This window comes from Acinetobacter sp. AS167 (genome assembly GCF_037152175.1).
In the GTDB taxonomy this organism is placed as follows: Bacteria; Pseudomonadota; Gammaproteobacteria; order Pseudomonadales; family Moraxellaceae; genus Acinetobacter.
On sequence record NZ_JBBCMP010000007.1, the window covers coordinates 1 to 22,088 of the forward strand.

Consider the following 22,088-nt stretch of genomic DNA (forward strand, 5'->3'; position numbering starts at 1 on the left):
AAGTTCATTGATTGCACGAGGTTCAAGTACAGCACCAGAAAGGATATGCGCACCAACTTCAGAGCCTTTTTCAACCACACAGACAGAAAGGTCTGGAAGATTGTTTTCAAGAGCTAATTGACGAATTTTAATCGCAGCAGAAAGACCCGCAGGGCCTGCGCCTACGATCACTACGTCAAACTCCATCGATTCACGTTCGATGTGTTCCATGTAGGACTCCTCATATTTCTAAGGGTGGCAACCGTGAGCATTTATTGGGAATTAATAAATCGGTGCTGCCATGAGTGTTCTAAAAATTCCGTGATACGAATTAACGCTCGTACCAATAATATATTTTGCGCTAGTATAGTTAGAAACCCTAATCTAGCCAATTGGCTGAGTCGTATTATTTTTAAGTCAGCAAGGCATAAACCATGGTAAATCAAAATAATTCAACATCAGCGGCTCAAAATCAGCCAGATTCTGATGATAAAAACTTAATGAGCATTGCACAATACTTAAAAGATGTACAGGCGGGTCACAAAAGGTCAATACCTCCTTTAGAGCAGTGGCAGCCAAAGCATTGTGGCAAAATGGATTTGACGGTAAAGGCCAATGGAGAATGGTGGCACGAAGGTCAATTGATCAAACGCCAAGCGATTTTAGACCTGTTTACAAAAGTACTTTGGAAAGAAGATGGAAAGTTCTATTTAAAAACCCCAGTTGAACAGATTGAAATTCAAGTTGAGGATGAACCTTTATTGGTCAATCAAGTTGATCAGGTGAATCTCGATGGGCAGGTCTATCTACAAGTGACCACCACCAATCAAGACATTACACTGATTGATCCAGAACACCCTATATTTATGCGTGAATATCAAGGTGAGTTAAGACCTTATGTACATATTCGTTTCGGGATAAATGCCTTGATTCAACGTTCTGCTTTTTTTCATCTGATTGAATATGGGAAATTGCTTGAAAATGAACAAGGAGATACCATTTTATCTTTAGAAAGTGGTGATTTTCACTTGCAATTAGGGACTTGAGGTTTAATCTTGTTAATTATTTTTACCGTATGCCAATAGTGGATCAAATGAGCGCGATTCTTCCTCTCTCTCCTCTAGAAAATCCAATGCCAAAAGCCTTGGCAGATGCCCCGATTGGTATTTTTGATTCAGGTATCGGTGGGCTTTCTATTGCACAGGAAATTGCCAATTATTTGCCAAATGAACGTATTGTTTATTATGCCGATACTGCACATGTCCCTTATGGCCCACGGACGGATCAAAATATTCGTGAATTAACTGCGCAAGCAATCGAGTGGTTATATCGTCAAGGTTGTAAAATCGCAGTTGTGGCATGTAATACCGCTTCAGCATTTAGTCTGGATTATTTACGTGATCATTATGGTGAAAACTTTCCTATTGTTGGGCTGGTGCCTGCTTTAAAGCCAGCAGTGCTACAAACCCAGTCTAAAGTGGTTTCAGTTTTGGCTACACCTGCCACTTTTCGTGGAAAATTGATCAAAGATGTGATGCAGCGTTTTGCAGAACCTGCCAATGTTGAAGTACTGACGATTACCAATCTTGAACTGGTTCCCTTGATTGAATCTGGACGTTATAACAGTTTGGAATGCAAACATAGCCTGCAAAAGGTTTTAGATCCAGTCATTGCCAAAGGTTCAGATTATTTGGTGTTGGGCTGCACCCATTACCCTTACTTAAAACAAAGTATTCAAGAATTATACGGCCCTCAGCTTAACTTAATTGATTCTGGATTAGCGGTTGCACGACAAACGGCGCGTATATTGTTAAAAAATGAGTTAATATCAAGTAGCTTGCAAGAAAAAGGGGTGCGTTTACAATGTTTTGTGAGTGGGGAAAATGCAAAACAATTAGAAAATGTCATCAAACATCTCATACAACCAAAAATTACATGGTCTGTAGAAAATATTGTTGAAAAACTCGGCTAATTCTTTCAATATTGAACAGATTTAATATATTTTCATAAGTGTAGGGCATATCCAACTTAAAGCTCATGGATGGATTTAAGTAGGGTGTGACAAGAATGGGTTAACCTATGCTCGATAAACGGTATCAAGTTTTTATTACAACATCTGGCAAAGAAATGCAGCCAGAACGGATGGTCGTGTCACAAACCCTTATAGGGATGGGTTTTTTTTCTTGGGGATTAGAACAACGGACACCATTAAGTACCGCATTTGCACGTCGTCAGATAGATGACTGTGATTACGTTTTATTGTTGTTAGGGAGTCAGTACGGTGAACAATCTGTTTCAGGGGTGAGTTATTTACATCTTGAATATATTTATGCGGTGACCAAACAGAAACCAATTATTGTATTTATGCATGAGAGTCCTGAATTTCGCGAACCGCATTTAAAAGAAGAAAGTACGCTGCTAAAAGAAAAGTTTAATGAATTTAGACATCAACTACAAAAAGAAGTTGAGCAAGTCGTTACTTATCGAACTTTACGAGATTTAGAACTTGCGGTACGTTCATATATGCCACAAATGCTAGAGCGCTATCCTGTTGTAGGATGGGTAAGACCTCAGAATATTCAAGTCCTACAAGATGAGATTGATCGTTTAAAAGCGAAGTTGGCGCATATTTCCGTAGAGCAAGGGAAAAAAGAAGCAGATCCATTTTTAACTTTACCCAAAGTTTCATTACATGAAGTTTTTAATTTTGATTATCGAATGCATGCCTATCAAGATGGTAATTTTAAAGAGTTATCGCCAGCGCGTGAGATGACTTGGGCTGAGCTGTTAAAAATCTTATCAGTTGAATTTAGACAACCGACGTCTGAGGATTTTTTCTCTAAAGTCTTAAACGAATATTTGAATAATACGGGTTTAACCGACGCACAAGTGGTGATGCCACGTGCCCATGCTGTGTCTAGAGCGCAGATTAATGTGCGTTCATTGCATACGATTAAGCAGCAAGTCCGTCAAAATGAATGGATCATTCCTGTGGGGCGTGATGATCGTCAGCGTATGCTATGGCAGATGACAGATAAATGCGTAAAATTACTTGAAAATTCACAACGTATTAGCAGTCGCTCTTCAATTTTTTAAGTTAAATAAATTGAGTGAGTCAAGATAAAAAATTTTGTTTAGATAAAGACTCTGTTAAGCTGATCATACGAGATAAACTATTGTGTAAATCGGGTGAAAATGTCTTTATCTAAACCTAAAGTTCTGATTATTATTGCCAATTTAGGGACACCAGATGCGCCTACAGCTCCAGCTGTTCGGGCTTTTTTAAAGCAGTTTTTATCAGATCAGCGTGTCATCGAAATTCCCAAAATTTTATGGGCAATTATTTTAAATGCATTTGTTCTGCCTTTTCGACCAACGCGTGTTGCTGAAGCTTATGCACAAGTCTGGTCAAATGATTCACCTATGCGTGAAATTCTATTTGAACAAGTTGAATCGCTACAAAAAAAATTAATAAGTACCAATGCTGATTTAGATTTAGAGATTGTGCCAGCAATGACCTATGGGCGACCAGGTATTGATGCTGTATTGAATGATGCGAAAAACAAGCAGTATGACCATATTATTCTTTTTCCGTTATTTCCACAGTATTCGGCAACATCAACCGCCCCTTTATATGATGCCGTTGCACAATGGTTGTTAAAGCAACGCAATATCCCGGGTTTAAGTTTTATTCGAGATTATTATCAACACCCACTTTATATTCAGGCGCTAGCCAACAGTGTGCGTGATTATCAGCAGCAATATGGACCAGCCACTAAACTGTTGATGTCTTTTCACGGGATCCCACAGCCTTATGCAGATAAAGGTGATCCTTATGCAGAGCGTTGTCGTATCACTGCACTTAAGGTGGCACAGCTGTTGAATTTAAGAGACGACCAATGGGCGATCAGTTTCCAATCCCGTTTTGGCAAACAAGAATGGGTAAAACCTTATACCGACCAGCTCTTACAAGAGTGGGCAGTGCAAGGTGTTGAATCTGTTCAAGTGTTAAGCCCTGCATTTTCGGCAGATTGTTTAGAAACCTTGGAAGAGCTGGCGATTCAAAATGCTGAATTATTTTTAAAAGCAGGGGGCAAACACTATGCTTACATTCCTGCATTAAATAGCCGTGCGGATCATATTGACTTATTTGAGCAACTTTTACAGACTCAATTGAATACACTCAAGTTTCATTTACAGGTATAGGGTTTTTTAGGAAAATTATCATGTTACAAGTCAAGATTGTACCCGTTACTGCATTCGCCCAAAATTGTTCTATTGTTTGGGATTCGGAAACCAAAGAAGCGGTATTGATTGATGCTGGTGGTGAGCCTGAGAAATTAAAACAAGAAGTTGAAGCATTAGGACTGACAGTCAAAGCATTGTGGTTAACACATGGTCATTTGGATCATGCTGGTGCGGTAGGTGCATTGGTCAAAGAATGGAATGTGCCTGTGATTGGTCCGCATAAAGAAGACCTGTTTTGGTTAGAAATGATTCAAGAAGTATCTGCCCGTTATGGATTTCCAATTCCTGAGCCTGTTCATGTCAATCAATGGTTAGAGGGTGGCGAAAAGTTAAGCTTAGGGGATGAAGAGTTTGAAGTGCGTTTTGCACCAGGACATACACCAGGCCACGTCATTTTTTACAATGCCAAATATGGTGTGCTTTGGACAGGAGATGTACTGTTTAAAGGTTCAATTGGCCGTACTGACTTTCCAAAAGGCAACCATCAACAGCTCTTAGAGTCAATTCAGCGTGAATGTTTTACCCTGCCTGATGAAACTCAATTTATTTCAGGGCATGGTCCAATGAGTACCATTGGTTTTGAAAAGCAACACAATCCTTTTGTGGCAAGTAAAGCGGGTTAAGTATTCGCTGTCTGACTTCATTATAAAAAATAATTAATAATAAAATTGTGAAGTCGTAGATGATTTATTCATCATTGTTTTTCTAATTCAATATTTTATATATGATTAAATGCAGGATAAGCCACTTAAATAGTCATGTAAATTATGCTTAGATAAATCGATTAAAGAACAGTGTTTATATTTCTTATTTCACAATAAAGCTTTTAGACATTACTTAATCTATCATTGAAATAAGAGGGACTATTTGCATGATAATATTCAAGAATAGTTGTATTCATTAAAATTAAGTTACTTAATTATTTTAAATCATTTTTATTTTATCATTTCCAATTTGAGTAATAAGATTATAGTTGCAAATAAAATCCCGATTGCTAGAAGAGAAAAATCAAGAATATATACTCCAATAAAAGTAAAAAATACACATAAAATTGCTAAGAGAGCGACAAAAAATTTTAAGCCTATTGACACCTTAACTACTCCACCTTTCATGATGAGTTGAAACTGATTAGACTTTATACAAGTGTGAAAACAAGCTGTATGATATCGCGATATATTCAAAAATAAATGCTTATTGTAAAGTGTAATTGTAAGTTTTTTTTAAATTTTCTAAACAAGAATAGAGTATAGGTAATTAAAGTAAGTGTAGTTTGCTGAAGCTTTTCAGAAAGCTTCAGAATCCTCTGCTTGAGGTGCATCTTCTGTAGGTAATGTATAGTCTCCATTGGCCCAAGCACCTAAATCAATGAGTTTGCAACGTTCAGAGCAAAATGGACGAGATTCATTACCCGCCCAAGTAGACGGTTCGCCGCATCGAGGGCAAGGAAAAGTTTTAGACATATGGAAATCCTCATTTAAAAAAGCAAAAGTCGCAAAGAGTTGTTAAACTTGTGAACGATTTCTTGTTAGTTTGATCTGATTATGTCGATTCGTCAATTTCAAGCACAGCGTATGCATGCTCCTCGTGATTTTCAATGTATTGAAAATAACCCAATTTGTGTAGAAATTGGGGCAGGAAAGGGCAAACATGCTTTGCTCTTTTCTGAACAGCACCCTGAACTGAAATTGATTGCGATAGAAAGAACCCGTGAAAAATTTATTGCCATGCAAAAACAGCATCAGCTGGAAGGTCAAACAAATTTAACTCCTATTCATGCTGATGCATTACCGTGGGTGGTGCATGCACTTTATCCCTATCAGGTACAACAATTTTTTATTCTCTATCCAAATCCAGAACCGCATAATCCTGCGCAGCGCTGGTTAAATATGCCTTTTTTTGAATTTTTGCTTTCCAGATTATCTCCAAATGGCAGTATCACGTTAGCCAGTAATATTCCTGAATATATTGCTGAAGCAGAACAGCAACTAAAAGATGTTTGGAAACTGCCTTATGAAAAACAAACGATTGCATCAGATTCAGCACGTACGCATTTTGAAATTAAATATTTAGAACGTGGTGAATTGTGTCAGCAATTGATTATTGCTAAACCTGAACACTATCAAACTCGTTTTGATGAGGTCGGACCACGTCAGGGTCAAAGTGTTGACTACCAATCAGAGCCGTCTGATGCCAATTAAGAAAATTGCCATCATCGGGGCAGGGCCAGCAGGTTTAATGGCTGCAGATGTTTTAAGTCAGTCTACAACTGATTATGAAGTTCATGTTTTTGAACAGAAACCTTCTGCTGCACGTAAATTTTTGATGGCTGGAAAGACGGGGCTGAATATTTCCCATGCAGAAGCATTTGAACAATTTATTCAACGTTATGATCATGGGGAATGGTTAAGACCTTGGGTTGAAAAGTGGGATGCAACTTGGATTCAAAATTGGATGCATCGCTTAGGAATTGAATCCTATGTGGGAAGTTCAGGACGAATTTTTCCTGTAGAAATGAAGGCCGCTCCTTTGTTACGTGCTTGGTTAAAGCAATTGGCAGTGCAGTACGTTCAATTTCATTATCGTCATCAAATAACCGATTTAAAGCAGCAACAACTCGAAATTCTTGATCTCAGGAACAATCAAGCACAGCAGTTAGATTTTGATGCGATTATTCTGGCGTGCGGTGCTGTGTCATGGTCACGTTTGGGCAGTGATGGCGCATGGCAAAAGTGGTTGCCTGCTTCTGAAATTGAAGCGTTTCAAGCGAGTAATGCCGGTGTGGTTCGGGCATGGTCAAACTATATGCAGCCTTTATTTGGTCAGCCTCTTAAACGTGTAGACGCTTGGGTAGATAATTCTGCAAAGACACAAGGTGATATTGTGATTACCCATTATGGACTAGAAAGTGGCTTAATCTATAAGCAGGGGCGATTATTACGTCAGTTGGTACAGCACAATCAACCCCTGTCGATTTATCTGGACTTGTTACCTGATCAAACTGTTCAACAACTTACTCAGAAATTGCAGCCGTCCAAAAAGCAATCCAGTACCAATATCTGGCGCAAAGCAGGTTTAGATACAGTTAAAGCGAATCTGATTCGTGAATTGGTTGATAAATCGGTTTGGAACAACCCAGAAAAATTAGCACAACAGATTAAGCATTTAAAAATTGAGTTAGAAGGATTTCGCCCCATTGAAGAAGCAATCAGTTGTGCAGGGGGTATAAAGCAAGCCGTATTAACTCAGTATTTACAACTTAAATCCAATCCCTCTGTATTTTGCTGTGGTGAAATGCTGGACTGGGATGCTCCGACAGGAGGATATTTGTTAACTGCGTGTTTTGCGACAGGGCGTGCTGCGGGTGAGGGTGTACATCAATATCTCAATACATGAGATTAGGCAAAAAAAATGATGGTGTTTTGATTAAAAATGCGACTTTTATGCTATTGCCAATAGCCTTTGAAATAGGGAGATTTTCTCAATGTCTGCTGAAAAAATATATACAGGAAGTTGTTTGTGTGACGGTATTCACTATGAGATTCATGGTGAAATTGGAGACGTGATTGAGTGTCATTGCCAACGTTGTCGTAAAGCCAATGGTACAGCATTTGCGACCAATGCACCAATTCAAAAAGCAGATTTTAAGATTACCAAAGGTGAGGAATTACTGAAAAAATTTGCATCGACAGCAACAACAACACGTTGTTTCTGCCAAGAATGTGGCTCACCAATCATCAGTATTAAAGCAGAAACACCAGATACCTATCGTTTAAGAATTGGAACTTTAGATACAGCTTTAGAACAGAAGCCAACAATGCATATTTTTACTGCTTATAAAGCAGAGTGGGATACCATTTGCGACGGTTTACCTCAATATGATGAGCGTCCATAACCGTGTAGAAAGGGATCGAATAGATCCCTGACTTAATTGTATTGTTGTTATTTTGCAGTTAAAGCATTGCCTTCAAATTTGATGCCATTCCAGCCATTTTGCATAAATTGGCGAATGTTCTGATGGTCTGTTGCATCAGGCGTTGCTAAAACAGCAGCATAATGCTCTGCAAATAGATTCAGTGTTTGTTGTTGATCTAAATCATTTAATTGTGCAAAAGAAAAAACTTTAGCACTGCCTTGGTTCTCTGTGGCAGCATTATGCTGTTGACCATTTTGAAATGCAGTCGGTGTGTGGGTATAACGAGCTTCAATATGACTGATGACATCTGCAAATTTTGCATCGCCTGCTTGAAGTTGTTTCAATAATTCTTGAGCCATGATGTGAAAATTCCGTGTTAAATCGTGCCAATATCATAGCCTATGGTTAAATAATTCAGTAATGCTATTTAATATTTTGAGATGGGCCATTCTTTAACCATATTTGCTAAAATAACAGCATCGAAATCCATAAAAATAGGTCGGTATGAATCGTCATAATATTAAAAATAAAGATTCAAACTTTATTTTGAGCCTGATCGGTCTTTTTGCTGAACGCCCATTATTATTAAAACTACGCCGTATCTTGATGGGTTTTATTCCTTTTCTACAGCTACAAAGTCAGGTCAAGAATCTTGTGTATTTGTCGTGGTTGGTGGATATAGATCAAGTTCGTTCACGCTATCCACAGCCTATTCAGTTATGGGAAAAGCAAGGGAAAACGATTTTTACCATACTGATATATCAGCATGAACATTTTGGTTTTTCTTTTTTAGGTCCATTACGTAAATTGATGCCATCACCGAAACAAAGCAATTGGCGCTTTTATATTGCCCCTATACAACAGGATAAAACGGTGATTTTCGAGCAAGTTGTGATTGACCAGCAGCTTTATGTTTTGAGTGGGCGTTTGGCAAGTGATGCGATGCCAGCACAATATGCAAAGAAATTTGTTCACCAAGTCTCTGAACAGCTGATTCAAACAGAGCTTGAACTTGATCCAGTTTATCAATTATCCAGCACGGTTCAAATCAATACAGATCCGCGCTTACCTGAGGCGTGGCAAAATTTATTCTCTTCATGGGATGAGGCCATTCAATATCTGGCTGAACAAGACCATGCATGGGTAGAATGGGTCGATCAACCTGAAAAACTATCACAAGGGGATATTGAAATGCCTTTTGATTTTAGTCAGGTTCTGCCTGCGCAAGTGCTTAATATTGCTTGCCCCTTGCTACAACAATGGGGTGTTCTTGAACAAGATGTATTTGCCTTTGTTGTGCCAACTTTGGACTTTTATGTCAGAAATGAGTTGCCACTTAAATTAGATCGTTAAGCTTCTCCATGTTAATCTGTGGATAACTATCCGCTTATACACAAGCTGCTTATAAACAAGCTGAGCTGTAAAAAATCGGATGGTGGGTAAATGCGTTTTTTAAAAAGTTTTAAGGATATCTAAACATGAATTGGCTATTGGTCGCATGCGGTGGGGCAATTGGTGCAAGTTTACGTTATGGTGCAGGGTTTATTATTTCTAAACCACATAGCCTATTCCCTTGGACAACATGGTCGATCAATATCTTGGGCTGTTTCTTGGCTGGGATTTTTTTTGCTTTTACCCAACGCTATCCTATTTTACAGAATGAAACTCGATTATTTTTAATGGTTGGAATCCTCGGAGGTTTTACAACTTTTTCCAGTTTTGGTCTGGAAACATTCCAGCTGATTCGGCAGGGACAGTTTCCAATTGCTTTGGCTTATACTGTTTCTAGTGTGATTGTTGGTGTGATCTGTTTAGCGATAGGCTTTTATATTTTTCAAATGCTTTTATCCACAAAATAATGTGCAATATTCAAAATGAAAAAGCCTAAGCTGAGGGAAGCTTAGGCTTAGACACAACATACAGTTCAATTAACGTTTAAAACGGGCAAAGCGTTTATTGAAGTTGGCAATACGACCTTCATTGCTTGCCTGACGAATTTCACCTGTATAGAAAGGATGTGAAGCACTGGATATATCGAGTGTGACATAAGGATATTGTGTGCCTTCATATTCTTTGGTGTTTGTTGTCTTGATCGTACTACCAATAACAAAGTATGCATTGGCATTGGTGTCATGAAATAACACTTGACGATATTCTGGGTGGATACCTTGGCGCATGGTTTTAACCTCTAATTATTTAAATATATTGCAATGTTATAATATTACATTTGGTTTGTAAAGTACTTCATTTGATGGGTATTCGTGTTGTCTAGCGGATTTGAAAAAAGTGAGATAAAAAAAAGAAGCCTAAGCAGGAGGATCTGGCTTAGACTTCAAATATAAGTTTAATGTAAAGCTCTATTCTTAAAATTAGATGAAGCGCATAACGAAATTTTTAAAATAAATGTGTTGATCCTGTCACTTTTAAATAAATTGGATGCAGTCGATTTCAATAAAAAACTTAGTCTTGTAAAGGCACCAGCTCTTCAAAGAGGTCTTTTAAATTATCATTGACTTTAAGTTGAATCAGATTCCAGTATTGGCCTGAAATCGTGCGATTTACCATTAAAGTATCTGGTGATGGTTTGAATACATCCCAATATTTTAACGATTTTTTCACCAGTTTGATGCCATCATGATGTGCTGAATTTTCAGCAAAATCATAATGTGTGGTCAATGGTCGTAATAAAATTTCAAGCCATGCCTCATATAACTCTACTGGAAATTTACCTTTTTCAGCTAACGCATCTAAAACGGTTAAATGCTCTTCAATCGTCACAATATCTTGTTTTCGTGCAGCTCTGACCAAGGCTTTAAAATGAGTAATGATTTCATTGGATAAGGTTTTTACACCACCAAAATCGTAAATGATCACACTGCCGTCTTCACGGAAAGCAAAGTTGCCAGGATGAGGGTCGCAATGGAAGCGTTTTAAGAAGAAAATCTGTTGACCCAATGCCAATATTAAGCGTCGACCAATTTCATTGCGCACAGATAAATCCCAAGTACTTGCAGTCTCAATACTTTCACCTTTTTCAAGGCTTAGGGTTAAGATGCGACGACTCGAATAGTCTGTAAACACTTTGGGAATAATAATTTTTGTGTCCAAAGCTTGATGGAATGTTCTAAAAACTTGTAAGTTTTGTGCCTCAATTTCGTAATTGAGTTCTTCATGTAAGCTGTCTTGAATTTCTTTAAATAAGCGATCTTGTAATTTTTTATCTACTTTTAAAACACCCATTAAGCGTAATGCCAAACGAACCTGTTTTAAGTCACTTTCACATGCTTCATCTACCCCAGGATATTGTACTTTGACCACAACTTCAGTGCCATTTTTTAACATGGCTTTGTGAACTTGGCCAATAGACGCTGCTGCGAAGGGTTGTTCCTCAAAATGCAGAAATGTTTGATCAATCGGTTTGCCTAGCTCGCGTTCTACTTGTTGTTTAATTTCGGCATATGGCATTGCAGGCGCTTGACGTTGCAATTTAGCGATTGCTCGTGCGACTTCAGGTGGAAAGATATCTTTATATTGCGAGGCGATTTGACCAACTTTCATCACAGCACCTTTCATTTCTCCTAAGGTATCTGCAATTTGAACACCAATATCTTGGAACAGCTTACTGCGGGCTTCATTTTTTTGTTCTTCATCCGCATTAAAGTTACGAATTGAATTTGATACCGTTTTCGTCGCGATACTTGCAGTCATACTCGCAAGTTTCATAAAGCGGCGACCTGGGGTACTGGTACTTTTCGACATTCGTAACTATCCTTTAATTGGGATTAAACGTTTAATTCATTTTGATCATAGGCGACTATTGTTAAACTGCCTACTCTAATTTGTTAAGCGTTTGTTTCTACTTGGCTATTTTTAATCTTAAAATATCCAGCATGCTATCGGTCTCTTCTCAGTGGTTTTGGATTAAATATTCTTCAATATTTTAATCGTTGTTGGATCATGAAAGTTTATCGTTATTTAACTGGTAAGGATGATGTGAATTTCTGTGCACGGGTCAGTAAAGCTTTAAATGACGGCTATGAGTTATATGGTTCTCCAACGATGACGTTTAATGGAACTGATGTCATTGTCGGGCAAGCCATTGTAAAAGAGGTTGGCAATGAATCTGAGATGTCTGAAAAGTTTCAGCAAGCCTATCAGCTTCAATCTGAGTAAAATAAAGTACACTTATAAAAAATAATGCTGTATTTAAACAGCATTATTTTTTAGCTAAACGCTTTAAATCAAATAAATCTAAATTAAGCCTGACTTAACCTTTTATTATTGGTATATAAGCGTGTCAGTAATAAAACACAGGCAATCGTGAGTCCGATAATCAGTCCTGTCCAGACCCCAGCTGCACCCATAACGGTATAACGTGCCAAATAAATCCCAACAGGGAAAGCGATGACCCAGTAGGCCAGCATGGTGATCCACATTGGGCCTTTGGTATCCTGCATTCCACGTAAGCAACCTGCAGCACTGACTTGCCATGCATCCATAAGTTGGTAACCAATCGCAAATAAAATTAAATATATTGCTGCTTGGGAAACATCATAGTCACTGGTATAAACAGACACAATCTGTGGACGAAGAATCAACAGGAGTAGCATGGTAATACAGGCGAATAAGGTACTGGTCATTAATCCAACTTTCTGCACTTTACGCATCGCATACCAATTCTTTTCACCATAATAAGTGCCCGTACGAATGGTCAGGGCTAAAGCCAATGACATCGGAATCATAAACAATTGCGATGTGATGGATAAGGCAATTTGATGTGCTGCAACGGTAACTTCACCAAGCGGACTGAGTACAATTGCACCTGTACTGAAAATACTGACCTCAAAGAAAATCGCCAAACCAATCGGCAATCCCAGTTTGAGAATGCGTTTAATCAGTACGCGGTCTATTTTCTCAAACATATTTAAGGGTTGTGTAGCTTGATAGCGTTTGGCTTTTAAAATATAGATGCTAATCGTGATGAACATGATCCACTGCAACAGGGCTGTTGCAAAACCACAGCCCGCACTTCCCAAGTGTGGAATCGGACCAAGCCCATACATAAAAATAAAATTGAGCGGAATTTGTACCACAAGTGCTACAAGGCTAATCACTGTAACTGGACGAGGATAGCCTAAAGCTTCTGAATAGCCGCGCAATGTTGAATACATGGTAAAAGCAGGCATACCAAAAGCAATTGCATGTAAAAACAAACTGGCTTTAGGCAATAAAGATTCAGGCACACCAACCAAAGGTAACAATAAAGGAATAATCTGTAAAATGAGCATACCAATAATACCCAGCAATAAGGCAACCCATAAAGACTGACGAACAATCGAAGGGATGTTTTCTGGAGTGCGTGCGCCATTGGCTTCTGCTACTAAAGGCGTAGTTGCGATCATGATGCCACTAAACAGCAGCATGACAGGAATCCATAAACCTACACCAACAGCAATTGCAGCGAGATCTTCGGGAGACATATGCCCAGCCATAATGGTATCAATCAATCCAAAGCCTGCCGCAGCAAACTGAGTGATTAATATTGGGAGCATTAAGTTAAAAAGTTGCTTTAATTCAAAGCGGGTAGTTGTGGCTTTTATCGATGCAGACACAGTAAATACTCGTTTTAAATGTGCTTAGAAAATAGATTGGTTAGCGTTGTAGAGTGAGAAGCACACCTATAAAAATCACCACGCCACCTAAAAGACGTTGCCAGTTGACTGGCGTTTTATCTGTACCCAGTAGTCCAAATTGGTCAACGATCATCGACATTGCAATTTGTCCAAAAATAATTAAGCCTGACAGGGTTAAAAAACCCAATTTCGGTGCAGTATAAATGCTCATACTGATTGCATAAACACCTAAACAGCCACCCAGCCAAAGATACCAAGGTATCACCGCTAAACTGGAAAGGGTTGGTCTTTGTTCAGCTTGTACAATCACCAAAATAGCGAGCAATAGTGTACCAACTAAAAAGGATAAAAGGGCAGCTTGTAATGGGGAATGAAGATATTCACGTAGTTGAGTGTTAAGAGCTGTTTGAAAGGTCATGGCAATGCCAATACCCATGGTGAGTGGTAAAAGGAACAATAATTGACTCGATATTTTCAGCATTCTTCTTCATCTACTTTTATTGTTAATGTTTAGTCTAAAGCAAATTGATGACTTGTTCTAATCGGATGGTAGAAGTCATGTTAAAATAATTACTCTCTAAACTTGTTCTGAGCTTTCTTTGACTGATTTAACACCTCAAAATATACCTTTGTCGCTTTATATCCATATGCCGTGGTGTGTCCGTAAGTGTCCGTATTGTGACTTTAACTCACATGCTGTACCTGATGGGAAGCTGTCTTTAGATTTAGAGCAAGAATATTTGCTAGCATTGGTTGAAGACTTTAAAACCCAAGTGGATTTTGCTCAGGGACGTAAAATTCATAGTGTGTTTATTGGTGGTGGAACCCCGTCATTGATTTCTGCACAAGGTTATCAGTGGCTTTTTTCCCAGTTAAAAGCTTTAATACCGTTTGAGCAGGATTGTGAAATTACTTTGGAAGCCAATCCTGGGACAGTTGAACATGATCCTTTTGCAGACTATTTAGATGTTGGGATTAATCGTTTATCGCTTGGGGTGCAAAGTTTTAATCCTGATCATCTAACAAAGCTGGGGCGTATCCATTCCAATGATGATGCTGTTTCCGCCATTCAACATGCCAAACAAGCGGGTTTTCAACGCGTCAACGTAGATTTGATGCATGGTTTACCAGAACAGACTTTAGAACAAGCCTTGTATGACTTAAAACTTGCAGTCGAAAATGGGGCAACCCATATTTCATGGTATCAATTGACCATTGAACCGAATACCGTTTTTTTCCGCACTCAACCTATTTTGCCTGTAGATGATGTTCTGGAAACCATTCAAGAACAGGGAGAACAATATTTACAGGCCAATGGCTTTATCAATTATGAAGTGTCTGCATGGCGTAAAGAAAAACCGTCATCACATAATTTAAATTATTGGCAATTTGGCGATTATTTAGCGATTGGGGCAGGGGCACATGGCAAAATTACCCAAGCTGATGGTGTATACCGTTTTCAAAAAACCCGTTTGCCTAAAGACTACTTAGCCAAAGTGCCTGCTGAACATTTGCAATTTAAACGTATTGAAAAACAAGACATGCCTTTTGAATTTATGATGAATGCTTTACGTTTAAATGAGGGTGTTCATGCCCACATTTATCCTGAACGTACAGGGTTGAATTTGTCTGATTTAGATCAGGTAATTGGTTCATTAAAACAGCGTAAATTGATGTTGAATGATGACGCACAGTTGGCATGTACAGCGCAAGGTCATGTATTTTTAAATTCTGTGCTGGAAGAGTTTCTATAAATCTACAGCATAAAAATTTAGCTTTTGTTATGATCTGACTTAAAACAATAATCTATTAAAAGTTAAGGTCATCACAATGAATAAGTTCCTAATCAGCAGGTTATTTGCTGTGGCAAGCCTATCACTGGCATATGCTAAAAACGTTGTCCCTCAATTTAGCGATTATCTGGTGAAAGCTGTGTATACAGGCAAGACCGCGGAACTTGATCTTTCAGATCCAAGTGCCAATATGTTTCGCACTCGACTAAGAGATGCATTAACACAAAAACCAGATTTTGCCGGTGAATATGTCACCACCATGTGGGGCTGTGGCGGGGGATGTAGAGTCTATTCTTTTGTCAATAAACGTACGGGTCAGCTTTTAGCGGATGGCTTTGGTGGGGAGGAACGGACTGAAGATGTGGTTGCAACACGTCCAAACAGCCGTCTCTTGGTCACACAAGAAGAGCATATGAATCAAAACTATGAAGTGGATCAAGTGACTACACGTTTTTATGTGCTCGAAAAAAATCGATTTAAGTTGATTAAAACCATTACTCAACCCGCTTCTAAAACTCAATAGTAGGGGATGACAGAATTATCTGTTGGCTTTTAAACAGATCAATTTTTAAAAGCATTAAAGCGAGCGCTTAAGGGCATTTTTAAGTTCAGGCTTTCAAGGATGGGCTTCTGCTACAAGTAAATGAATATCACTGTAGTGCAGCTTGCACTGTTATATTTAAAAAAACAAAGAGCGCCGTAGCGCTCTTTGTTTTTTCAGAAATCTTAAATTTTAGTAATCAAAACTAAAATGTTCTGCATCAAGTGCCATCATGGTACGAGATGGATTTACCATAGACTCAGCATGACCTTGTGAACGTGGTAATAATTGTTCAAAGTAGAAATCTGCAAGTTTGATTTTTGCTTTATAGAACTCAGGAACTTCGGCACCATTACCAGACGCTAGTTTTTCAGAAGCGACTGCTGCTTGTTGAGCCCAGTAGTAAGCCATCATTGCATAACCAGAGAACATCAAGAAATCCACAGAAGCAGATGATACGATTTCGCGGTCTTTACGTGCTGCAAGCATAATACGTACAGTCAAAGCGTTCCATTGCGCACAGATCTTGGTTAAATCCCAAGCAAAACGACGCATATATTTGTTACGTGCATGTTGACCACAGAATTTCAAGATTTCAGCGGTATATTCACGAACCACTTTACCTTTAGATGAAAGCAGCACTTTACGACCAATTAAATCAAGTGCTTGGATACCTGTCGTACCTTCGTACAAAGTCGCGATACGTGCATCACGTGCAATTTGTTCCATGCCATGCTCTTTGATATAGCCATGACCACCAAACACTTGCATACCCAAATTCGCAGATTCAAGCCCCATTTCTGTTAAGAAACCTTTGAGAATTGGGGTATAGAAACCAAGCTTATCATCATATTCTTCAAATTTTGCTTGATCACCTTGTAACATTGCATCAGTCATTTTATCTGCAAGTTGAGCGGCATGATAAATCATTGCACGACCGCCTTCTGCAAATGCTTTTTGAGTCAAAAGCATACGACGTACATCTGCATGGTGAATGATTGCATCAGCCACTTTGTCTGGATCTTTTTTACCAGATAGAGCACGCATAGACATACGGTCTTTTGCGTATGGTAAAGCACCTTGGAATGATAATTCCGCGTGAGCAAGGCCTTGTACAGCAGTACCAATACGCGCCGTGTTCATGAAGGTGAACATTGCATGTAAGCCTTTATTCACTTCACCAATCAGATAGCCTGTTGCGCCATCAAAGTTTAATACTGCTGTAGCAGATGCACGAATTCCCATTTTGTGTTCAATAGAACCACAAGTCACAGGATTACGTTCACCCACTGTACCTTCAGCTGTAGGGATGAATTTAGGCACAATAAACAATGAAATACCTTTAGTCCCTGCAGGTGCATCTGGAAGACGCGCAAGAACGATATGGATAATATTTTCAGTTAAATCATGTTCACCCGCAGAGATGAAGATTTTTGTCCCTGTAATCGCGTAAGTACCATCAGCATTAGGTTCAGCCTTAGTTTTTACTTGACCTAAGTCTGTACCACATTGTGGTTCAGTCAGACACATTGTTCCTGACCATGTACCCGCAGTCAGGTGTGGCATATAGGTATTTTTTTGTTCGTCTGTACCAAATTGCAGGATGGTATTCATACATCCCATGCTCAAACCTGGGTACATGGTGAATGACCAGTTTGCAGTCCCCATCATTTCAGATTTGATTAGGTTTAATGACATCGGTAAACCTTGGCCACCAAACTCTTCAGGATAAGACAGGCCTTGCCAGCCGCCTTGAATAAATTGGTTATAAGCTTCTTTAAAACCTTTTGGTGTCGAGACTTCACCATCTTTAAAATGACAACCTTCTTCGTCACCAGATTGATTCAGCGGAGAAAGTACATTTTCACAAAAATCTGCAGCACCTTCTAAAATCATATCGACAGTATCAGCATCGGCATTTTCGCCAATTGATAGTGTTTTATAATGTGCAGAATAGTCAAAAACTTCATTCATTAAAAAACGTATGTCACGGAGCGGCGCTTTATATGCTGGCATGTGTTTAATCCTAATTTAAAAATAGTTTTGGATTTTCAATCTATAGCTTCATTATTCATAATCATATGGGAATTACATTGATAAGACTCTCTAAAAAAATTGTCAGAAATGCGAATTTGGTAGAAAAAGCACATGTGAATTTGTTGATTTTTTGATAGTCTTGTACACTTTGTTTTTTATTGTTTCATTGTTATTTTTATTGTCATTATAATATTCAAGTGGGTAGATCTATCATGCATTTAAAAAAATTAACATTGTGTTTATTGGGTTTGAGTTTATCAGCATGTTCTACACATGTGATTAAAAGCAATGCTTTAAATGCAGATCAAGACGCTCCGCAACGTGCAATTCAAGGGTTTAATGCCTTATATGAATATCCAAATTTTGATTACCGTGGACAAGTTAAGGTTCGACTTGATAGCGTTCAGAAAGCCAACACAGCTGATACAAAACAATTAGATCCTACAATTGAAAAAAAGGTCAATCAATACCTGAAAGATCAAAAAATCAAGTTAACCGATGCGCAAAAAAAAGATCTTTATCAAGCAATTGCTAAACAGGACTCAAAGTATTTTAGTCGTTTTGCTGGTATGGGCGCAGATGTTGTACAAAATATCGTGAATGATTTGCAGATTCGTTATGATGGAACGGTAAATTATCGTCAGAAAATGGCATCGCTTAACTTAGAGACACTGTATAAAAAACCCAACCTCTCAGTGGAAATGCGTATTCCTACAGTTTTGGATTTAAATAATTATAAATTCTATACGCATATCTTTTCTTTGATGCCTTATTTGGCTAATTCACAAGATCAGAATAAATATGCCTATTATGATTTTTCTAAATATAAAGATGATATTGCCAAGGTAAATGGAAAAGCCTTGGTTGAGTTGCTTAAACAATCAGGCGCAACCTCTTATTTAATTGCTTCCCCGAATCAAATTGAAAATCTTGCGGTGAGTTCAGCTGAGAAGCAAACAGGTGTGGTTGAAAAAATCCGCTTGAATACCACCATTGAAGAAATGTTTTTGCAAGGTCAATTGTATTCTACAGTAAATCGTCAATATTTCATGAATTCAGTGCTTGGATTGAGCGCTACTAATATTGCAAAACTATTAGATACTACAGGAGAAAGCCAATCTAGCGATGATGCTAACGAAGCGGCACAAGCTGCAATGAAAGCAGTAGAAGAAGCCTCAGCGGGGATCAATACTGATGATGCGGGAGTTGCTGATGCCGCTAGCGCCATGTATCAACTTTATAGTGCAGTCAATCGTCAATCTCATGACGCGTCTGAAGAAGAGGTGGATGCAGTTTATGCAGATGCACAAGAAGCGGCTAAAAAAGCAGTTGAAGATGACGAAGACTATGCCACTAGCCAAGCTTCTGATGCTGCTGAGCAGGATGATGACAATGTTGAAGCTGAGTCTGAAGACGCATCAGCAGCGCGTCAGAAAATTTTAACTGAACAACAGTGTGAAGATTTAACAAAAGCAAAAGCTCATCCACGTTTTGGTGATGTGGAATATTGCCAGTATCATTATGAAATTGATGTTTTAAGTGCTGAACAAAAGGATGATGCATCTTCAGCTAGCAAAACTTTACAGCAGCAAAGTAATGCAGCGCTTGTCAAAACCTTTACAAGCTATGCGAAAGACCAGTTGGTTGATGCTCAACAATTTAAACAACTGTGGAATCAACATCATACTGAAGTTGAATCCAGTTTGCCGGCTAAAAACAAACGTAATCCTTTAATCGTTGATCTGTCTTTAGATAACAAAGGCCGGGCGGTAAAAGTAGATTATGATTTGGGTGTGGATTTTGATAAATTAAATCGCAAGCTGAATGTTAAGATGGATATGCAATTCCTTAATTATGGAAATGCCAGCAAGATCGACCAGAGTGTTTTACAGCAAGCCAAACCATTTAAAGACATCTTTAAAGGCAGCATTATGGAGCAAGCTGTAGGTGGTATTGCGGGTGTTTCAGGTGATACAGGCAGCCGTTCAGAACAAAAATACTTAACTTTAGATGAGCGTTTAGCACAGTTGGCTGAACAGGTGTTTGCACAAACGGGTTCCTATGAAAAAACCTATAAAGCGGTATTTATTGCCAAACTGACTGCAGAAAAACCTGAGCTAATCAAACAATACTCTGCTCAAGATTTACAGGAAATTGCGGCAGTCTACGCTTATTCTTATTCTGATGAAGAGATTTACAATCCAAAAGGCCAGACTTTAAAGCAGATCCAAGCTTTACAGAAAAAACATCATTTGGAAGATGACCACCAATATGATGATGGACTTGGAAATGCTGTTGATGAGATCGTGGCTAAAGTTTGGAAAGATAAGCAAAGTGTTTTAGAAATTCAGAATTTAGTTAAGAAATACAAAACCACTGAAGCTGTTTTTGCGCAATATTATATGCAGAAGTTTGAAGCAGAAAATGAGATTGAAAAAGGGCAACGTGCTGACTTTATCAAAACAGCGAAGATTTTAGCCAAGTCTTATACTGCATTTAAACGTAATAAATTTAACGATCAGGTAGTGGCTGGCTTGGATCAAGACGCGACTGAATTTATTGATTATGATTTATTTAAGCAAACCTATCAGATCTTGAGTGATGCCAAGTTAAAGTAATTGATCTTGGTTTGGTTAAAAAGAACCTCAATTGAGGTTCTTTTTTATTGATTTTTTAAAACAAAGATACATCCATGATTAAAGAAAATCTTTTAAATTTGGACGAACCCCATTCCAAATATAAAATGCTTCGATGGCTTGTCCAACCAACATACCGAAGCCTTCTGAGCTTGGAATCTGGCGCGCTTTGGCTTGATCGATAAAACTTGAAGGTTTGCCATATGCCATTTCATAAGCATGGTGAAAGGTTAAGGTTTCAGGAAGAATCAGTGCATCACCCGTTAAGCTTGCCGAAGTCGCATTGATAACAAGATCAAATTGCCCATCTAATTCATCTAGGCTACAAGCGGAAAGTTCTGCTTCAGGAACAGCGCTTTGTAAATCTGCCACCAATTGTTCCGCACGTGAACGGGTACGGTTGGCAATCACAATCATTTTAGCCCCCGCTTTTACCAAAGGGTAAACCACACCGCGAGTTGCACCGCCTGCACCAATAATCAAAATATCTGTGTTTTCTAAAGTCCAGTCCAATGCTTTAATCGCATCGACTAAACCTTGTCCATCTGTATTGTCACCATGCAAAATGCCGTTTTCCATCCAAAGCGTATTGACTGCCTTAGCGATTTTTGCACGTTCTGTCAGTTGTTGGCATAAGGCAAAAGCTTGTTCTTTAAATGGCACAGTAACATTCATACCTATGCCATTGTGTGCAAAAAATTCATTAACACTTGCAGTAAAGCCATCGAGTGGGGCAAGACGTTTTACATAGTTGAGATCAATACCAGTCTTTTCTGCAAAGGCATGGTGTAGTTCAGGTGAACGAGAGTGTTCAATCGGATTTCCAATGACTGCGAATAGTTTACTCATGCCAAATGTCCAAGTATTGATTGTATTGATTTTTAGAGAATCTCGACAATATACTTGAAAATGGATGATACAACCAAACTATATGCAGTTTAGCTTATGCTAAAATTTGAATAAATTGATGATTTAGAGCGCTTTTTTAATCGCGCTAAAGCTGGTTTTTAAGAGGAAGGTTTTTTGGGAAATGTTGTGCTTTAAAAAAGATGCTTATGGGTTGCAAACTGACTCTAAGAAGTCAAGAAAAATCATAGCAAAAACAACAAGAAATCCAGCAGATAATACAACACTAGAGGTAATCGAGATGCTGTCAGAGAGATGGTTGTTAGAGATAATAGTGGTTGAAATAGAGCATGCTAATAAAAATAAAATACTGAATGAAAGTGTAACCTTGTGATTTTCTAATAAATTCCTCATACCTACCTCTGGTTTCTACCGCTATAATAATCTTTAATGCTAAGACTT

23 protein-coding genes are annotated in these 22,088 nt (G+C 38.5%); 14 read left to right on the top strand and 9 right to left on the bottom strand.

What is annotated here, in order from left to right; translation table 11 throughout:
• On the bottom strand, positions 1–210 hold a 210-nt coding region (locus WFN33_RS12485; RefSeq protein WP_336953457.1), incomplete at its 3' end, for an NAD(P)/FAD-dependent oxidoreductase.
• A gap of 203 nt (positions 211–413) precedes the next feature.
• Here WFN33_RS12485 and WFN33_RS12490 point away from each other — a divergent pair.
• From WFN33_RS12490 to WFN33_RS12510, 5 genes are all read left to right on the top strand, one after another.
• Entirely contained in the window at positions 414–1,025 is a 612-nt protein-coding gene (locus WFN33_RS12490; protein WP_336953458.1) for a DUF1285 domain-containing protein, read from the top strand.
• Between the two features lie 47 nt (positions 1,026–1,072).
• Positions 1,073–1,951: a glutamate racemase gene (gene murI / locus WFN33_RS12495; RefSeq protein WP_034616447.1), complete on the top strand. Its 879-nt coding sequence runs from the start codon at positions 1,073–1,075 to the stop codon at positions 1,949–1,951.
• A gap of 107 nt (positions 1,952–2,058) precedes the next feature.
• The gene (locus WFN33_RS12500; protein ID WP_336953459.1) at positions 2,059–3,075 is read left to right on the top strand and encodes a DUF4062 domain-containing protein; all 1,017 of its coding nucleotides are present in this window, start codon (positions 2,059–2,061) and stop codon (positions 3,073–3,075) included.
• Positions 3,076–3,174: 99 nt separating this feature from the next.
• Positions 3,175–4,185: a ferrochelatase gene (gene hemH, locus WFN33_RS12505; protein ID WP_336953460.1), complete on the top strand. Its 1,011-nt coding sequence runs from the start codon at positions 3,175–3,177 to the stop codon at positions 4,183–4,185.
• A gap of 20 nt (positions 4,186–4,205) precedes the next feature.
• Positions 4,206–4,850, top strand: a complete 645-nt coding sequence (locus tag WFN33_RS12510) for an MBL fold metallo-hydrolase (protein ID WP_336953461.1) — start codon at positions 4,206–4,208, stop codon at positions 4,848–4,850.
• Positions 4,851–5,510: 660 nt separating this feature from the next.
• Here WFN33_RS12510 and WFN33_RS12515 read toward each other — a convergent pair.
• A complete protein-coding gene (locus tag WFN33_RS12515; RefSeq protein WP_336953462.1) occupies positions 5,511–5,687 on the bottom strand; it encodes a DNA gyrase inhibitor YacG in 177 nt (58 codons plus the stop codon).
• 75 nt (positions 5,688–5,762) lie between these two features.
• Here WFN33_RS12515 and WFN33_RS12520 point away from each other — a divergent pair, with 75 nt between their 5' ends.
• The 3 genes from WFN33_RS12520 (at position 5,763) to WFN33_RS12530 (ending at position 8,119) form a co-directional block, all read left to right on the top strand.
• Complete coding sequence (locus WFN33_RS12520) at positions 5,763–6,425, top strand: SAM-dependent methyltransferase (RefSeq protein ID WP_336953600.1); 663 nt, start codon at positions 5,763–5,765, stop codon at positions 6,423–6,425.
• The gene (locus tag WFN33_RS12525; protein ID WP_336953601.1) at positions 6,415–7,620 is read left to right on the top strand and encodes a TIGR03862 family flavoprotein; all 1,206 of its coding nucleotides are present in this window, start codon (positions 6,415–6,417) and stop codon (positions 7,618–7,620) included. Before WFN33_RS12520 ends, WFN33_RS12525 begins: the two co-directional genes overlap by 11 nt.
• Positions 7,621–7,708: 88 nt before the next feature.
• Complete coding sequence (locus WFN33_RS12530; RefSeq protein WP_336953463.1) at positions 7,709–8,119, top strand: GFA family protein; 411 nt, start codon at positions 7,709–7,711, stop codon at positions 8,117–8,119.
• 47 nt (positions 8,120–8,166) lie between these two features.
• Here WFN33_RS12530 and WFN33_RS12535 read toward each other — a convergent pair whose 3' ends face one another.
• Positions 8,167–8,499, bottom strand: a complete 333-nt coding sequence (locus tag WFN33_RS12535) for a HopJ type III effector protein (protein WP_336953464.1) — start codon at positions 8,497–8,499, stop codon at positions 8,167–8,169.
• A gap of 145 nt (positions 8,500–8,644) precedes the next feature.
• Here WFN33_RS12535 and WFN33_RS12540 point away from each other — a divergent pair, with 145 nt between their 5' ends.
• Both WFN33_RS12540 and crcB read left to right on the top strand, forming a co-directional pair.
• The gene (locus tag WFN33_RS12540) at positions 8,645–9,493 is read left to right on the top strand and encodes a hypothetical protein (RefSeq protein WP_336953465.1); all 849 of its coding nucleotides are present in this window, start codon (positions 8,645–8,647) and stop codon (positions 9,491–9,493) included.
• A gap of 125 nt (positions 9,494–9,618) precedes the next feature.
• Entirely contained in the window at positions 9,619–9,999 is a 381-nt protein-coding gene (gene crcB, locus WFN33_RS12545; protein ID WP_034616430.1) for a fluoride efflux transporter CrcB, read from the top strand.
• Between the two features lie 69 nt (positions 10,000–10,068).
• On the opposite strand, the gene WFN33_RS12550 is transcribed toward crcB, so the two are convergent.
• Together WFN33_RS12550 and WFN33_RS12555 are read right to left on the bottom strand one after the other, a co-directional pair.
• Positions 10,069–10,317 (bottom strand): type B 50S ribosomal protein L31, encoded by a 249-nt coding sequence (locus WFN33_RS12550; protein WP_004816804.1) that lies wholly within the window; start codon positions 10,315–10,317, stop codon positions 10,069–10,071.
• A 283-nt stretch (positions 10,318–10,600) separates the two neighbouring features.
• Entirely contained in the window at positions 10,601–11,899 is a 1,299-nt protein-coding gene (locus WFN33_RS12555; protein WP_336953466.1) for an ABC1 kinase family protein, read from the bottom strand.
• A 198-nt stretch (positions 11,900–12,097) separates the two neighbouring features.
• Between WFN33_RS12555 and WFN33_RS12560 the strand changes: the two genes are divergently transcribed.
• Positions 12,098–12,313, top strand: coding sequence for a DUF1737 domain-containing protein (locus tag WFN33_RS12560; protein ID WP_034616427.1), 216 nt, complete (start codon positions 12,098–12,100; stop codon positions 12,311–12,313).
• An 83-nt stretch (positions 12,314–12,396) separates the two neighbouring features.
• On the opposite strand, the gene WFN33_RS12565 is transcribed toward WFN33_RS12560, so the two are convergent.
• Complete coding sequence (locus WFN33_RS12565; protein ID WP_336953467.1) at positions 12,397–13,752, bottom strand: MATE family efflux transporter; 1,356 nt, start codon at positions 13,750–13,752, stop codon at positions 12,397–12,399.
• A 40-nt stretch (positions 13,753–13,792) separates the two neighbouring features.
• Entirely contained in the window at positions 13,793–14,254 is a 462-nt protein-coding gene (locus WFN33_RS12570; RefSeq protein WP_336953468.1) for a DMT family transporter, read from the bottom strand.
• A 118-nt stretch (positions 14,255–14,372) separates the two neighbouring features.
• Between WFN33_RS12570 and hemW the strand changes: the two genes are divergently transcribed.
• Both hemW and WFN33_RS12580 read left to right on the top strand, forming a co-directional pair.
• A complete protein-coding gene (hemW, locus tag WFN33_RS12575) occupies positions 14,373–15,527 on the top strand; it encodes a radical SAM family heme chaperone HemW (RefSeq protein WP_336953469.1) in 1,155 nt (384 codons plus the stop codon).
• 76 nt (positions 15,528–15,603) lie between these two features.
• Positions 15,604–16,089 carry a hypothetical protein gene (locus WFN33_RS12580; RefSeq protein ID WP_336953470.1) on the top strand — a complete coding sequence of 162 codons (486 nt, stop codon included), beginning with the start codon at positions 15,604–15,606 and terminating at the stop codon, positions 16,087–16,089.
• A 210-nt stretch (positions 16,090–16,299) separates the two neighbouring features.
• On the opposite strand, the gene WFN33_RS12585 is transcribed toward WFN33_RS12580, so the two are convergent.
• Positions 16,300–18,123, bottom strand: a complete 1,824-nt coding sequence (locus tag WFN33_RS12585) for an acyl-CoA dehydrogenase C-terminal domain-containing protein (protein WP_336953471.1) — start codon at positions 18,121–18,123, stop codon at positions 16,300–16,302.
• Positions 18,124–18,356: 233 nt separating this feature from the next.
• On the opposite strand from WFN33_RS12585, the gene WFN33_RS12590 reads away from it, so the two are divergent.
• On the top strand, positions 18,357–20,762 hold the full coding sequence (locus WFN33_RS12590; protein ID WP_336953472.1) for a hypothetical protein: 2,406 nt from the start codon (positions 18,357–18,359) through the stop codon (positions 20,760–20,762).
• A gap of 78 nt (positions 20,763–20,840) precedes the next feature.
• Here WFN33_RS12590 and aroE read toward each other — a convergent pair whose 3' ends face one another.
• On the bottom strand, positions 20,841–21,629 hold the full coding sequence (aroE, locus tag WFN33_RS12595; RefSeq protein WP_336953473.1) for a shikimate dehydrogenase: 789 nt from the start codon (positions 21,627–21,629) through the stop codon (positions 20,841–20,843).
• Positions 21,630–22,088 lie beyond the last annotated feature (459 nt).